Raw genomic sequence first — 14,102 nt, 5'->3', positions numbered from 1 at the left:
TACTCACTACTCATTCCGCCCTACTTTATTAATAACCGCCGCGGAATTTGTAAGTACTGGCTACTTTATCAATGGCCACGATGTAGGCGGCCAAACGCATATTTACCTTGTATTTTTGAGAAGTGGCGTAGACATTTTCAAACGCATCTTTCATAATTCGGTCAGAACGGCGATTGATACGCTCCAAATTCCATTTGTAACCGATGCGGTTTTGTACCCACTCAAAATAAGAAACCGTCACTCCGCCCGCATTGGCCAAAATATCAGGCACCACCATGATTCCTTTTTCATTGATGATATCATCGGCACTGGCGGAGGTAGGTCCGTTGGCACCTTCTACAATCATTTTGGCTTGAATATCGGCTGCATTATCGTGCGTGATTACGTCTTCTTTGGCAGCAGGTACGAGCACATCGACTGGCAACGACAGGAGCTCTTCGTTGGTGATTTTATCGGCATGTTGGTAGCCATCCAAAATTCCCCCGTTATCAGCGCGGTATTTCATGGCATCTTCAATGTCGATACCGCGTGCATTGTAGTACCCACCTGAAATATCGCTGATAGCCTGTACCGTTACGCCACGTTCATGAAGCAATGCTGCTGCGTACATCCCGACGTTTCCAAAGCCCTGAATGGCTGCTGAAGCGCGGTAGGGGTTAATGCGCATTTTTTCCATGGCTGATAAAGCAGATACTGTTACGCCGCGTCCCGTTGCTTCGGTACGACCTAACGAGCCTCCCAAAACAAGCGGTTTTCCCGTAACAACACCGTGTACTGTCATACCCATGGCTTTGGAATATTCGTCCATGAGCCAAGCCATTTCGCGTGGACCGGTGCCCATGTCGGGAGCAGGAATGTCTTTGTCAGGACCAAATACATCAAGCATGGCTGTGGTGTAAGCCCGCATCAGGCGTTCGATTTCTCCCGCCGACATTTGGCGCGGATTGCAGGCCACTCCGCCTTTAGCACCTCCGTAGGGAATGTCCACTACGGCACATTTCCAGGTCATCCAAGCCGCTAAGGCCCGGACTTCATCAATATTGACGGCCATGTCAAATCGGATTCCTCCTTTGGCAGGGCCGAGTATGGTCGAGTGAATGACGCGGTACCCTTCAAAAACTTTGATTTGCCCGTTGTCCATGGTGACCGGGAGGCCAACCACTACCTGCTTGCGGGGCACTTTAAGAATGTGGTACATTTCGTCGCTGATACCGAGTAATTCGGCTGCTTTGTCAAAGCGCGACATCATAGACTCCAGTGGATTCTCCTTGTCTTTGATAGGAGCCGGCTCAATGTAAGTCATCATTTTCTTAAATTCTGATTTTTTGGAATATTTGGTTGCTGATAGAAATCACTTGTTGTCTGACTATTAAATGCAAGTGGATTTTCTGGCAGCAAACTTACTACGATTATAACGAAAAATACAAAAGGATAGTTTTTTCTTGCTTTTGTACAATTTTTGACAATAAAACGTTCTACCAAACATTGCTTAAAGTATAAAATCGTATAGAGGTCTATGGGTATTTGTCCAAATAATACTTGGTTTTTGGTCAAATTCTAAAAATCAAAAAAAAACAACTTTTTATTAAACGGTAAGAGAAATCATTTGTGAGAAATGAATAAAGCGTATTTTTGCGCCTTCAATAAACTTACGCCAAATAAGTAGTATCCCAAACAGGTAATTTAGCATGACAGGACAGGAAGACAAAAAACGGTACTCCGAAGATGATTTAAAGGAGTTCGAAGGTATCATTAACCAAAAACTGGAAACATCACGGACTGAATTGGCGTACATTAAAGATACGCTCAGTCGAAAAAATGACAGCGGTACGGACAATACAGGTGCTGCTACTAAACTCATGGAGGATGTAGATACCAGCGAACGTGAGCAAATGAGTCAGTCGGCTGCTCGTTTGCAGAAATTCATCACTCAACTCGAAAATGCACTTATTCGCATCAAAAACGGCACCTACGGTGTCTGCATTGATACGGGCAAGCTCATTCCCAAAGAACGTTTGCGAGCTGTACCTCATACACAGCAGACGATTGAGGCCAAATTGCGTCGAGTTTAAATAAGGGTTAAGGTATTACATAAAAAGGGTAGTTTGGTAACACCTTAAATCAGGCGACAAAAGCGCATTTTCTGTTTCATAAGAGCAGGAGAGCGGTTTTGTCGCCTTTTTAATTTAGGAAGGATTTTGTTGTTTGCTGGCCCGATTGGCATTTTTGATTTGTGCTTCCAACACATCCCACATTTCGGGAGTCACTTCGTTTAAAAAATTGAACTGACCGCCGTTCAATACTTCGCCGCCGTCGAGCGTAATCACTTCTCCCGTCATATAGGCCGAAAAATCGGACATGAGATAAGCCGCCAAATTGGCAAGTTCCTGATGCTCACCCGTGCGGTGCAGCGGAATGCGGTTTTCAAACGCAAATTTTTCGGCCAGTTCCTTTGGAAACAACCGATCCCAAGCTCCTTTGGTAGGGAATGGACCCGGTGCAATGGCGTTGAGACGAATACCGTATCGGCCCCATTCGTAAGCCAGTGATTTGGTCATGGCTAACGCACCCGCTTTTGCCATGGCAGAAGGAACAACCCAACCCGAGCCTGTCCAGGCATACGTGGTAGAAATGTTGAGAATGGTGCCTTTGATTTGGTTCTCGATCCAGTATTTGCCGATGGCGAGCGTAAAATAATAGGTGCCGCGCAAGACAATGTCAACCACCGTATCAATGGCTTTGTACGAAAGGCGCTCAGTAGGGCTGATAAAGTTTCCTGCGGAATTATTCACCAAACCGTGAACGGCTCCAAACCGTGCAATCGCCGCTTCAATAACGGCTTCAATTTGTTCGGGTTTGCGGACATCGCACTCTACCGGCAATACCTGTCCGCCCGTAGCTTCACTTAATTCCTTGGCGGTAGTTTCTAAAACGGCCAAACGGCGGCTGCAAATAATGACGTTGGCACCCAATTCGAGGAAATACTTCGTCATGGATTTGCCGAGTCCGGTTCCTCCGCCGGTAACGATGATGGTTTTGCCCGCAAGTGCATCCTCGCGCAGCATAGGTTTAGAATAGTCCATTGTAGTCAATGAGTGAATTGTGATTGAGTGAATTAGTGAATGACGATTTACGAGCGGACCGCTGCTGCGGTGACGAATTTTTGTTTTGCGACTTCTTAATTCTGACTTCTTATTTCTGACTCCTCACTTCTGCTTTTTACAAAAATACGGCATCGCGTTTCTGCATTTTGGCTTGGAAGGCTTCCATGAGGTCGTCGGAGAGGAGCATGGCGGCATTCCAAGTGGCCATGTAGTCGAGACCGTCAGCTACGGAATGATCACGACTGTGATTTAAAATGGCTTTGGTGCCCCGAATGGAAAGCGGGGATTTGGCAGCAATGTTTTGCGCAATTTTTACTACTTCAGCCTGCATGGTTTCAGCATCCGGAAAACTACGATTGGTCAGCCCAATTCGTTCTGCTTCCTTCCCCGATACGTTTCGGCCGGTATATGCCATTTCGCGGGCTATTCCGGGAGGAATGATTTTGGGAAGACGCTGAAAGGTGCCCAAATCGGCGACCATGCCCATGTCTATTTCTTTAATGGTAAAAAAGGCATCGTCGGTACTGTAACGCATATCGCAGGCACTGATGATGTCCACGCCGCCGCCAATGCATCCGCCATGGATGGCTGCGATAACGGGTTTGCTGCATTGTTCGATAGCATTGATAGGAGCTTGCAATTCAAACACTTTCTTCCGAAGTTTCTCCCGTTTTCTTCCTTCGCATTTTTGAGCAAACTGCGCTACGTTCATCAACAATTCCAAGTCAATACCCGCGCAAAAATGCTTGCCGTTGCCGCTCAGAACAATGACTCTTACTTCGTCATTTTCGTCCAATTCCTCAAAAATAGCTTTCATTTCGTCCCACGCTTTTTGGTTGAGGGCATTGGCACGTTCAGGTCGGTTGAAAATTACCTGCGCAACGTAATTTTCAATGGTTAGTTCAAAAGTTTCAAAGGCCATGGTTTGAAATTTGTTATGCTTGCATACTATATTGCAAACCTACACAACTAATTTTTGTTTCAAAAAGAATTGGTGTAAAATTGTAGATAGCCCCTTCTAATTCGATTTTTTTCAGGAAAATGGAAAACGGATTTGCGGAAAAAGGAGTTAAGAATAGTAGAACTCTAAAAATGGAAATAGAGTACGATCAAACAGTTTGAGTAGTTACTGTATAAATGTCTAATAATCAATGAATTTTGAAACCCTTGCCATTCAAAGCACTCAATTTCACGACGCTAATGCGAGTGCAGTAGTACCACCCATTTATCTTTCTACGACCTTTGAGCGCGAACCCGACAGCAGTATGCCGCACGGGCACATTTATACCCGGGCAAGTAATCCCAACCGCAATGCGTTGGAAAGTGCGTATGCCGTGCTTGAAGGCGGACAGGTAGGAATGGCGTTTGCCTCTGGACAGGCCGCTACCACCACCTTATTTCAGTGTCTGCTCCCGGGTGACCACGTCATTGTGCCCGATGATGCCTACTACGGAACGCCGGCGTTGTTGCAGGAGGTGTTGAGTTTGTGGGGACTTCAATTTACAAAAGTGGATATGAGTAACTTTGCCGCGGTAGAAGAAGCCTTTCAACCCAATACCAAATTGGTGTGGATGGAAACCCCTTCCAATCCGTTGTTGAAAATCACGGATATTAAAGCCGTTGCGGACTTGGCCCGCGCTAAAGGTGCTTATTCGGCCTGCGACAATACCTGGGCTACCCCTGTTTTGCAGCGCCCGTTGGATTTGGGGTGTGATGTCTCCATGCACTCGGCCACGAAATATTTTGGTGGACACAGCGATTTACTGAGCGGTGCGTTGATTTTCAAAGAAAATGGCCCCTTAGCTGAAAAAGCGCGACAAATTCAGGCATTGGGCGGGGCGGTGCCTTCGCCGTTCGATTGTTGGCTGATTGTGAGGGGAATCAAAACGTTGGCTTTGCGCGTGCGTCAGCAATCGGCAAATGCGACTAAGCTGGCCGAATTTTTGAGTACCCACCCTCAACTGGAAGCGGTACATTACCCTTTTTTAGAAAGTCATGCCGGGTATGAAGTGGCCAAACGTCAGATGGTATTAGGCGGAGGCATGTTGTCGATTCAGGTGAAAGGCGGGGCTGAGGAGGCGTTGGTCGTAAAAAGTAAAGTGAAGGTGTTTATTCGGGCTACAAGCTTGGGAGGAGTGGAGAGTTTGATCGAACACCGAGCCACTGCCGAAGGCGTTCATTCGGTCAGTCCGAAGAATTTACTGCGTATTTCAGTTGGGTTGGAGCACGTCGATGATTTAATTGCCGATTTGGCGCAGGCGTTAGAATAGTTTTAAGTGTTTGATACTCAAATTCTTGCTCCGCGAAACGTATTTAAGAGAATCAAATTGTCGTTTTTTTTATAAAATTTTCACATTTACCCCTTGACAGGAAACTAAAAACCGCTACCTTTGCAGTCCCAAAACAATGAGTTGCGGGAAAACTAGAGAGATGGCAGAGTGGTCGAATGCGGCGGTCTTGAAAACCGTTGACTGTTACAGGTCCGGGGGTTCGAATCCCTCTCTCTCTGCGAAAATTGTGTAAAACCCTCAAAATCAACGTTTTGAGGGTTTTTTATTTTAAGACGTAAACGATTGCCGTTACTTTTTTCCCAATGCCGTAAACGGGTTACTTTTCGCTTATGGGCTTTAAAGGCTTTTTAACAGCCCCCTGTAATATTCTTTGAATAATTACGGATATATGTTCGGGCTTATTCTTCATTTCTAATTAATGCCTAAAACGAACTTGTTTTGCATTACCCGAAAGCATGCTTTTCAAGGAATTAGTAACCAATATGTCAGTTTTGGCAGTTGGTGAATGAATAGACATTGTGCCATCAGGAAGCCACCAATTACCCTCTTTATCAACTGTTAGATGATTGGGCGGAGATTCACTTTGATTATTTTTACTATTATCCATTGCTTAGTTTAAGATGGGAAAAGGTGAGGGTTATTTTTACGATAATTCTCAATTATTGTTTTTGCACAGAAATTAACAGGCTGTTTGCTTTGCGTATTTGCTGCCGCTTCATTTTTCGTTTCCTGCTTCTTTCCTTTAGACTTACAATATTCTACTAACGGGATAAAATGGTTAAAGCCCGTTATTGTACATATCAGACTACCGGGATTAGAGTTAGTTTCAACAACGTAGGTTTTACCATCTTTATCTTTCAGCAAGTCAACACCACAAAAACCCCTTAATCCTACGGCATCAGCAGCGGCCACGGCAATTGCCTTGTCATCGTTTGATAGTTCAATTTTACGACCGCTTCCGCCCTGCGAAAGATTCGCCCTAAAATCGCCCGTTGGTGCGCTCCGTTCCATTGCCGAAACTACTTTCCCGTTTACCACAATTGCGCGTACATCCTGAAAGCCTACACCTTTGATGAATTTTTGTAGCAGAATGTCAGCATCAAACTTGTAAAGCGTCTGTAACGTCGTATTTGCGGCCAATGGGCTTTCTAAAATAAACACTCCTTCGCCCTGACTGCCTAATGATGTTTTACCAACGGCCGGCAGACTATCAAGCAGTTTTTTGAATACAAAATCAGTATGAGCAATACGATTACCCCAAACCGTTGGGGGTGTTCTGATTCCTTTTTGTGATAGCTTTAAATGGGTACGTAATTTATTAGAACATATCCTGATACCATCCGCATTTTGAGAACCAAACAAACCCATGTTTTCAGTTAGATGCTCTAAAATGGTTGCTCCTTTTTCGGCACCGCTTCCAATTCGTGAGATAACAAAATCAAAGTCTTTTGCTTTGAGTCTGACCGGTTCGGGAAGTTCCGAACGCGCATCAAAAAAGCGATCGTAGCCCGATGTTGATTCACTAACATAAATCATTAGCTGGTCGGGCTTATAAACCTCATAGCTTACGCCTGACTGTTTTAACGCTACTTCTAATGACTTGTCTAAATTTCCTAAAATCAATGCTTTCATCATTGTAGATGTTATTTTATTCGTGAGCAAAAATGAAATGATGAATTCATTTGAAAAAGGAAAGTAAGTCAACGACAGCCGCTCGAAATCTAAAATTCACATGTCGCAAAAAAAGAAAGGGGTGCAATTGCACTTTTCTACAGTGCTTTCAGGGCTTCTTCGGCTGAGAAACAAGGCAAATATTTTTTATTGACTTTGCTTCTTATTGATTATCAGGCGATTAACCAAAAAAAATACTAACTTTTAACAGCAATTCATTTGTAAATTGCATTGTAAAGTAATTTTAATGCTTTGACTATCAGTAATTTAACAGTAAAAAAAACACATTCTGTATGAATGTGTTATGTGCCGGTTGTTCTTCTACACTTCTGCTTTATGTAGTAGGGCAAATGCGCCTTTAATAGTCCTTAGAATGAGCGAAAGTTCTTCTATTGTGTCTTCTTTTTCGCTTGACCATTTATAATATTTCTTTCTTTCTTCCTCTCGCTTCTCCTTTATTGTTTCCAGTTCGGCCAATTTTTGGCCATAGTCAGAAATGATAAATTCAATGACTGATTGACCTGTCTTTAGTCCTTTGGTTTGCATGACCTTGTTCATAATTTCCACAAGGTTCTTTTTTTCTTCAAGCCCTCTAAGGGTAATTGTTTTAAAATCTTTAGATTCTGCTATCATTTTCGTTTGCCTTGGTTAATGATGGGCGCCGGAGCGGCACGGCCTCAGCGCAATTTGATTTATTTTTGCTATCAAAAAATAGTGCAGCTTTTCAGCTTCAGAAAAATCGAGCTTCTTTTTTGCTATCAAACAGGGATTTTTAAACCTATCCCCTAAAAGCCAAAAAGCTCATATTAAAAAAGCTCTTATTAATCATACATATAACTTTCGATTCTCATGTTGCGCTCTCTGATATTGCCCTCAAAATAAGCGGCTGTTATGATTTCGCCTTTAGCTTTCTCTCTTTTTATACATTCGATGGCTTTACCGAAATTGGCAACTTTAAACGTTAGTTGTTTTGTGGCTTTTGGATTATCGGTTGTTGGCCGTAATACGTAAAACTTTACTTTGGCCTGTTGTGTCTGTGTCATTTGATTTGAGCTTTTTAATGTGAGCTTTTTCGGGCTTTTAGGGTAGGGGTGTAAAACCTCTTACAATCTTGGTTTTATACAATTTTTGACCTTTGCGGCTTATAGGTTTTGTGCAAAAGGTGCAGAGAATTTTTGATTTTTACCTACTTAGTTACTTAGTAGGGGTTAAATTGTTGATTATCAGTTGTTTTGACTAAGTAAGTAGGATGAAAAACCGAATAAACCATCTTACTTAGTAGACTAATAAACGGAGACCAAACAACTAAGTAAGACTAAGTAGGATTAAGTAGGTAGTATCTTACTTAGTATTTTGGTGTTTAAGTTGCTGATAATTAGATATTTATAAGCAACTAAGTAACTAAGTAGGTAGATTTTCACTTTCAATTAAATAATAACCCTTTCTTTGGGAGCCATATTCTTTCAAATACTTTTGTTCCTGCTTCCATTTTAGACTGCTTAAAGCCCTTCCTACCTGTATTTCATGGATATTAGAATGTCCTTTGTCTCTAAGGTATTCTTTAACATCTACGGAGGTATAAAACTTAGATTCGGGTTCGGTTTTATCGGCACTTCTAAAGTACTTTGCAACCAGTTTCATTTCGGAAGTAATACGCATATAGGTTCGGTTTATTAACTCCGTTTGGTTTATATCGTCGTGGGACAATTCGCACTTATAGCCGTCTTTTAAAAGGCTGTAGGCTTGCGCCCAAACTTTGTTTATATCAATTTGGCAATAACCGTTCTTTCCTCCGTTATCATGGTTGATATTCAGCACGGTAAAGATTACCCAACGGACTGAACCCGTTTCATCGGTTAAGAATTCGGGATTATTTGTACTTGCTACAAAGGAAGCTCGACGGGCAAATAAAACTTCTGTATTTGTGAATAAAGGAGCGTATTTAACGCCACTTTCCGAAAGAGTTGATTTGAACTCGTTGTTAAGGTCTTTTTTGTCAAATTGGGCTAATTCATCAAGGTTGATAAGGAAGTTTTGGACCAAGGAAAATTTGCTTTGTCGACCGCCGTGAAAGTCGTATCCCTTCTTGTAGTAAGGCTTTAATTTAGGAGGGACTAAGAAATCAAAAAAAGACGTTTTTCCGTCATGCTGCTTGCCTACAAAGGTGAAGCAATGTTTATTAAATTGGGTACTGCCTAACGCTTGCGCCACAACCCGGACCAACATTTTTTTAAACATGACTTCAAACCATTTTTGGTCATCTGTCTTAATAAAATCGGTTAGTTTTTGGATGTAGTCCGGTTCTGAATTAGTCCAATTTGGCAGACTCTCAAAGTATTCTTTGAACGGGTCGTATTTGGGAATAATTGAAGAACCTAAAATGGCTTTTAACTCGCCATCAAAACGGGTGTATCCTGCCTTAAAAAGTTCGTATTTTAAATCACTATCATTGATTGACTCAAAGGCTTCTTTGCTGCCTTTTTGCCGTTTTTCAATGGTGTTAGTGATGATGTTTACACGAACTTCGTACTTTCTTAAAAGGAAGTTTTCTAATTCGTCAATTTTATTAATTTTGCCTTTAACTTGTTTGTTATCAGTGTTTTGCATACTTTTGTACAGTTAAAACGAAGTTTTTAGTTTTGTTTAAAAATGATTAAACGGCCACGGTATCCCCCCGTGGCCGTTTGTTATTAGTTGTGTGAGCAAATCAAACTTACAAGCCGTTCGCATTTTGCTTTTAGTTGTCCGTTTTTTTGCTGCAAATCCCAAATTTCCTCAAAGGCTTCCTGTAGTATCAAACGATGAAATTGTAAGGACTCGAAAAGAAAGACGGGGTCTAAGTTTTCGGGCGGTTCGGGGAACTCCAGACATACGTTCATTGGGCTTTGCTGACTTCAATGTTATTTTTCATAAAATCCTTGATAACGCGCTCGGACCGGGTTATGGCATACGACCGTTGAGTAGTGACCGTGTTTGTATGACCTAACATAGCTGATACTGATTCCATCGGCACGCCTTTGGTTAGGTAGTAGGTTGCAGCCGTCCGCCGGGCTACGTGCGACGTTAGGCGTTTTTTTGTACCCATAACCCCGGCCAATTGCTTTAAGTAGATGTTGTATTTCTGATTGCTGACGATCGGCATTAGCAAGCCCTTTTTTAAACGTTGGGGGTGGTCTTTAAAACGGTCGATGATGTTTTGAGCCTCTACGTTCAGCGGTACAATGGAAGGAACACCCGTTTTTTGGCGGTCTATTTTGATGTATTCCATCCCGGTAACATCGTCCCTTAAAATGTCGTTAGTCGTGACTCTGACAAGTTCGGCATAACTCAAACCGGTGTAGCATTGCAGCAAAAACGCTTGCCGTATATGGTCAAGTGTTGGGGCGAATATTTCAAAGCTTCGGATTGCGTCCATCTCTGATTCGGTCAAAATTTCGCCCTTTATTTTGTCGAGCTTGCGCCGGTAGTTCATCAATGGATTTCGGGTTATCCATTCATTTTCAACGGCATAATTCAACACTCTTTTAAAGTGTTGAACGACTCCGGCCGCGTAGTTATGGCTAAACTCGTGCTCTGTTTTTAGGTACAATAAGAAGCGTTTGGCGTCGGCCGGGGTTATGTCGTCAAGGTGTGCGCTATTGCCGTAGTGTTTACCCACATACGCCTTTATACGTTCGTTCCAAGTGGTTACTTTCTCCACGACCGCAAACGTAAATTCACCCGTTTTATATTGGGCCTGTATTTGCTCTAAAAATAGGGTGAGGCATCCGAATACATTGGGGATATTTGCATTTAGGATTTGCCCGTTTGATACCTGCCAAATAATTTCTAAGTTAATCGGTCGACCTGTTAGCCGTAGTTCGGCATAGGTGGCGTTTATTTTGTTCCGTAGGTCTTGGAGCATCAGCGTAGCAACGGGGTTGTTTGTAACCTTTAAGGTTGTTTTATCAAAGTTGCCGCGTTTGCAAATTACCCCCGTTGCGTAGTTTTTAACCTTGCCGTTGTAAGTTAGCTTCATTACAATACTTACTTCTATTTTAGCTTTTACTTCGCTTTTTCGTTCCCAAAACGAAACATAAAGGGTATTCCGTTGGGCTTTTGATTTGTTGCGTTCGGCTATCCGAACGTGGTTTGTTAAGTGGCTTTTGTGTACTTTTGACATGGTTTTAACATGGTTTGTAGTGGAACATGGAGAAACTAACAAGCCCGCCACTGGTGCAAACAGTGAGCGGGCTTTACTATATTAAAAAAGCGGTTTGCCGAAATATTCGGCTAAACGGTGAGCTTCGTCAACGTCGGGGCGTTTTTTACCTTCTACGAGTTGCCAAAACCGGATCCGGTTGATTCCGACTCGTTCGTAAAATGCGCGTTTGGGCTTGAATTCTGTAAGGTTCCTCTCCTCAAAAGAATCAATTGCAGCCTTGAGTGTCGTTAGTGAGATTGTATCCATAGTATTATTGATTTGTATGAGGCTACAAAGTTATAAAATACGATAGCAAAAAAGCAAATTATATGATAACAATTGTATAAAATAATGATAGCAACAATTATTAATAAGTTATTGACCTTTGTAAATTCTTATCAACATTTATAATAAAATGTCATTAGTTCAGAGAATAAAAGAGGTCAGAGAGGCAAAAAAGTTAAGTCAGTCAGAAGTTGCCAATGCCTTAAATATGGAAAGGTCAAACTATCACCGCTTAGAAAATAGAGGGGAGAAATTGACTATTGAGCAACTGGAAAGTATAGCGGGGGCGTTGGGTGTGTCGGTGGTAGAACTGCTGACAGGTGAGCCGGAAGCGGTGGAAAATGATGAACGGGTAACGGAACTTGTAAAGCGGGTAGAAGAACTGGAAGACCGGGTTAAGGATAAACAGTTTAAAATAGATGCAATCGAACGCGAGGCAAAAATATTTAGGGAATTAGTATTTGAAACCCTTTCGGAAGCCGTTGGTCATAGTGATAAATTAGAAAGTTATGTACAGGTCATTGAGTCTAATAAATGGCTAATACCATTATTGTCGGGTATTCCTTACAATTCGTTAAAATTGAAAGAATACGCTTGGAAGGAATATTGGTCAAAAGCTATTGAGATAGTTATTAATCGTATTTGGGATTTGGTAGAAGATGATAAAGAACCGGATGAGGAGTTATTAACAGTGTCAACACACTTGAAAAGAAAGTATAGACGAAATAGGGATATGTTTAAAGACCCTAAGTTTGGAGAATCGTATGAGGATGTAAGCTTTTTAGTGTATTACAGGCCGACAGGTTTAGAAAATGACATAGAAGGTAACGAACCCAATAAATAACAAATTCGTTATCGTAAACTTTGGCGTTTACGGCGCTAAGTATCTAATAGACAGGATGCTACAAGCGGTTTTTATTCCTGGCATAAACAACCGCAGTAACGGCATCTACAAAAATTTTGTCTTTTGGTTTATAAGTCGCTGATTGATAGGAAGTTACCCTTTAAGTTCTTACCCCTCTCTCTCTGCCAGAAGCAATTGATAATGAGGCCACCGCGATTCTAACGCGGTGGTTTTGTGTTATTTAGCCTCTGATCTTCAAAAACTTAATCCGCGGTTACGGTTGCGGTTACGTCAAATTACCACGGTTACGTCCACATTTAACAGATTTAACCCTGTTAAAACAACTCAAATAACCGCTTGTACGCAACGTATAAGCGGTTATTTTGTTTTTTGGCTTGTTTTGGCTTGCTCTCACTAATGAAAAGTTTAAGAAAAAGTTTCAGTAAAAGTTTAAGAAATTATGAGTAAGATTTCTTTTCACGTCGAATTGGACAACCGAGTTAAAAAAGACGGTACCCAAAACATTCAAATACGGATCACTCAGGCAAAAAAAATGCTTCGGGTATCCGTAGGAGCTTCCGTTGAAAAGAAATATTGGAACGATGAAAAGAAGGAAGTAAGAAAGAGACATCCACACTGCCCACAAATAAACACCTCTATAAAAGCAAAGTTGCTCGAACGGGAAACGACGTATTTGAAGGGCCAATTTGGTACCAAAAAAGTAACGGCCTCTACGCTTCAAAAGCAACTTAAAAAAGAGATAGTGGGCGAGAGCTTCTTAGAATACAGTAGGACAAGAGCAAGCAAGATTCCCAACCCAAGCACTAAGAGTACCACTATTGCCATCCTGAATAAGTTGGAAGTGTATTTGAAGGGCAAAGACCTGCTGTTTCCTGAAATAGATTACGATTGGATAAAGGACTATGAACGCTACTTGGTGAAGCTCGGAAACGTCACCAATACCGTGCATAATAACCTGGAAATCCTGAAAGCCTGCTACAATGATGCTATTAGGTCCGGAGTGTTTGAGCCTGAAAAAATGTCGCCTTGGATGCGCTACAAAGGCAAAAAAGCCAAGACCTCACGGACACGACTTACAGAAGCACAGATTTCCCAACTTGAACGCTTAGACCTTCGACCCGGCACTAACAAATTTCACGCTCGAAACTTCTTTCTTTTTGCCTTCTATATGCAGGGAATGCGGGTTTCAGACGTACTGCAATTGCGCTGGAGCAACATCGTCAATGAGCGCCTTGATTATACTGCCGGCAAAACTCAAAAGAGTAGGAGTAAGAAGATCATCAAAAGGGCCGGCGACATCTTGAACCTCTACCGAAAGCCAAAACAGAAGCCTACTGATTCTATTTTTCCCTTCCTGAAAGACTTAAAAAAGAGCCAATTTACACCAGAAGCGTGGCGCAAAAAGATTGAAGCTGCAACCTCGGTGATTAATATTGATTTGCTATCAAAAACGCGTTTCTGAATACAGTTTGAAAGCAGCTGCATTATACCTTTTGCTGTCAATATTTTTAACTTCCCCGCCGATCATGCACTGCCCAATGGTGCTTTACAACTTTTGATTTTGATAGTAATTTATCTTTAGATAAGTAGGGCAATTGCATGAAGTGGTAAGTTAGCCCGACCTTTGGGAAATGAATGTAGCTGAATTTTTCTTTGAGTTGGACGACCCTCGCCGGGACGGAAGCTGTTATCACGTCCTATCG

At 42.1% G+C, this 14,102-nt stretch carries 13 protein-coding genes and 1 tRNA gene; 5 read left to right on the top strand and 9 right to left on the bottom strand.

Going from position 1 to position 14,102, the window contains the following annotated elements:
• Positions 1-28: 28 nt before the first annotated feature.
• A complete protein-coding gene (locus tag Q0081_RS22400) occupies positions 29-1,303 on the bottom strand; it encodes a Glu/Leu/Phe/Val dehydrogenase (RefSeq protein WP_298358970.1) in 1,275 nt (424 codons plus the stop codon).
• Positions 1,304-1,688: 385 nt separating this feature from the next.
• Between Q0081_RS22400 and Q0081_RS22395 the strand changes: the two genes are divergently transcribed.
• On the top strand, positions 1,689-2,072 hold the full coding sequence (locus tag Q0081_RS22395; RefSeq protein ID WP_298358837.1) for a TraR/DksA C4-type zinc finger protein: 384 nt from the start codon (positions 1,689-1,691) through the stop codon (positions 2,070-2,072).
• 114 nt (positions 2,073-2,186) lie between these two features.
• Here the strand turns inward: Q0081_RS22395 and Q0081_RS22390 are convergent, their stop codons facing one another.
• Both Q0081_RS22390 and Q0081_RS22385 read right to left on the bottom strand, forming a co-directional pair.
• Positions 2,187-3,083 carry an SDR family oxidoreductase gene (locus Q0081_RS22390; RefSeq protein WP_298358833.1) on the bottom strand — a complete coding sequence of 299 codons (897 nt, stop codon included), beginning with the start codon at positions 3,081-3,083 and terminating at the stop codon, positions 2,187-2,189.
• 136 nt (positions 3,084-3,219) lie between these two features.
• Complete coding sequence (locus tag Q0081_RS22385) at positions 3,220-4,026, bottom strand: crotonase/enoyl-CoA hydratase family protein (RefSeq protein ID WP_298358830.1); 807 nt, start codon at positions 4,024-4,026, stop codon at positions 3,220-3,222.
• A 229-nt stretch (positions 4,027-4,255) separates the two neighbouring features.
• Between Q0081_RS22385 and Q0081_RS22380 the strand changes: the two genes are divergently transcribed.
• Both Q0081_RS22380 and Q0081_RS22375 read left to right on the top strand, forming a co-directional pair.
• Positions 4,256-5,374, top strand: a complete 1,119-nt coding sequence (locus Q0081_RS22380; protein WP_298358826.1) for a PLP-dependent aspartate aminotransferase family protein — start codon at positions 4,256-4,258, stop codon at positions 5,372-5,374.
• A gap of 154 nt (positions 5,375-5,528) precedes the next feature.
• A tRNA-Ser gene (locus Q0081_RS22375) sits at positions 5,529-5,613 on the top strand.
• Positions 5,614-6,010: 397 nt separating this feature from the next.
• On the opposite strand, the gene Q0081_RS22370 is transcribed toward Q0081_RS22375, so the two are convergent.
• The 6 genes from Q0081_RS22370 to Q0081_RS22345 form a co-directional block, all read right to left on the bottom strand.
• Positions 6,011-7,030 (bottom strand): RimK family alpha-L-glutamate ligase, encoded by a 1,020-nt coding sequence (locus Q0081_RS22370; RefSeq protein ID WP_298358823.1) that lies wholly within the window; start codon positions 7,028-7,030, stop codon positions 6,011-6,013.
• Positions 7,031-7,387: 357 nt separating this feature from the next.
• Positions 7,388-7,699 carry a hypothetical protein gene (locus tag Q0081_RS22365; protein WP_298358820.1) on the bottom strand — a complete coding sequence of 104 codons (312 nt, stop codon included), beginning with the start codon at positions 7,697-7,699 and terminating at the stop codon, positions 7,388-7,390.
• A gap of 188 nt (positions 7,700-7,887) precedes the next feature.
• Positions 7,888-8,109, bottom strand: a complete 222-nt coding sequence (locus Q0081_RS22360) for a hypothetical protein (protein ID WP_298358817.1) — start codon at positions 8,107-8,109, stop codon at positions 7,888-7,890.
• A 358-nt stretch (positions 8,110-8,467) separates the two neighbouring features.
• Entirely contained in the window at positions 8,468-9,673 is a 1,206-nt protein-coding gene (locus Q0081_RS22355; RefSeq protein WP_298358814.1) for a VapE domain-containing protein, read from the bottom strand.
• Between the two features lie 268 nt (positions 9,674-9,941).
• Entirely contained in the window at positions 9,942-11,228 is a 1,287-nt protein-coding gene (locus tag Q0081_RS22350) for a site-specific integrase (protein ID WP_298358811.1), read from the bottom strand.
• An 81-nt stretch (positions 11,229-11,309) separates the two neighbouring features.
• Positions 11,310-11,516 carry a hypothetical protein gene (locus tag Q0081_RS22345; protein ID WP_298358808.1) on the bottom strand — a complete coding sequence of 69 codons (207 nt, stop codon included), beginning with the start codon at positions 11,514-11,516 and terminating at the stop codon, positions 11,310-11,312.
• Between the two features lie 148 nt (positions 11,517-11,664).
• Here Q0081_RS22345 and Q0081_RS22340 point away from each other — a divergent pair, with 148 nt between their 5' ends.
• On the top strand, positions 11,665-12,378 hold the full coding sequence (locus Q0081_RS22340) for a helix-turn-helix domain-containing protein (RefSeq protein WP_298358805.1): 714 nt from the start codon (positions 11,665-11,667) through the stop codon (positions 12,376-12,378).
• A gap of 460 nt (positions 12,379-12,838) precedes the next feature.
• Positions 12,839-13,861, top strand: coding sequence for a site-specific integrase (locus Q0081_RS22335; protein ID WP_298358802.1), 1,023 nt, complete (start codon positions 12,839-12,841; stop codon positions 13,859-13,861).
• Positions 13,862-14,102 lie beyond the last annotated feature (241 nt).

Source organism: Runella sp. (assembly GCF_027484545.1).
GTDB lineage: Bacteria > Bacteroidota > Bacteroidia > Cytophagales > Spirosomataceae > Runella.
Note: the sequence above shows the minus strand (reverse complement) of the source record. Positions and strands in the feature narration are given on the sequence as shown.

What these genes read in the sequence shown, in the direction of transcription:
- Q0081_RS22400 (WP_298358970.1), bottom strand. Translation starts at nt 1,303, where the DNA reads ATGACTTACATTGAGCCGGCTCCTATCAAAGACAAGGAGAATCCACTG.
- Q0081_RS22395 (WP_298358837.1), top strand. Translation starts at nt 1,689, where the DNA reads ATGACAGGACAGGAAGACAAAAAACGGTACTCCGAAGATGATTTAAAG.
- Q0081_RS22390 (WP_298358833.1), bottom strand. Translation starts at nt 3,083, where the DNA reads ATGGACTATTCTAAACCTATGCTGCGCGAGGATGCACTTGCGGGCAAA.
- Q0081_RS22385 (WP_298358830.1), bottom strand. Translation starts at nt 4,026, where the DNA reads ATGGCCTTTGAAACTTTTGAACTAACCATTGAAAATTACGTTGCGCAG.
- Q0081_RS22380 (WP_298358826.1), top strand. Translation starts at nt 4,256, where the DNA reads ATGAATTTTGAAACCCTTGCCATTCAAAGCACTCAATTTCACGACGCT.
- Q0081_RS22370 (WP_298358823.1), bottom strand. Translation starts at nt 7,030, where the DNA reads ATGATGAAAGCATTGATTTTAGGAAATTTAGACAAGTCATTAGAAGTA.
- Q0081_RS22365 (WP_298358820.1), bottom strand. Translation starts at nt 7,699, where the DNA reads ATGATAGCAGAATCTAAAGATTTTAAAACAATTACCCTTAGAGGGCTT.
- Q0081_RS22360 (WP_298358817.1), bottom strand. Translation starts at nt 8,109, where the DNA reads ATGACACAGACACAACAGGCCAAAGTAAAGTTTTACGTATTACGGCCA.
- Q0081_RS22355 (WP_298358814.1), bottom strand. Translation starts at nt 9,673, where the DNA reads ATGCAAAACACTGATAACAAACAAGTTAAAGGCAAAATTAATAAAATT.
- Q0081_RS22350 (WP_298358811.1), bottom strand. Translation starts at nt 11,228, where the DNA reads ATGTCAAAAGTACACAAAAGCCACTTAACAAACCACGTTCGGATAGCC.
- Q0081_RS22345 (WP_298358808.1), bottom strand. Translation starts at nt 11,516, where the DNA reads ATGGATACAATCTCACTAACGACACTCAAGGCTGCAATTGATTCTTTT.
- Q0081_RS22340 (WP_298358805.1), top strand. Translation starts at nt 11,665, where the DNA reads ATGTCATTAGTTCAGAGAATAAAAGAGGTCAGAGAGGCAAAAAAGTTA.
- Q0081_RS22335 (WP_298358802.1), top strand. Translation starts at nt 12,839, where the DNA reads ATGAGTAAGATTTCTTTTCACGTCGAATTGGACAACCGAGTTAAAAAA.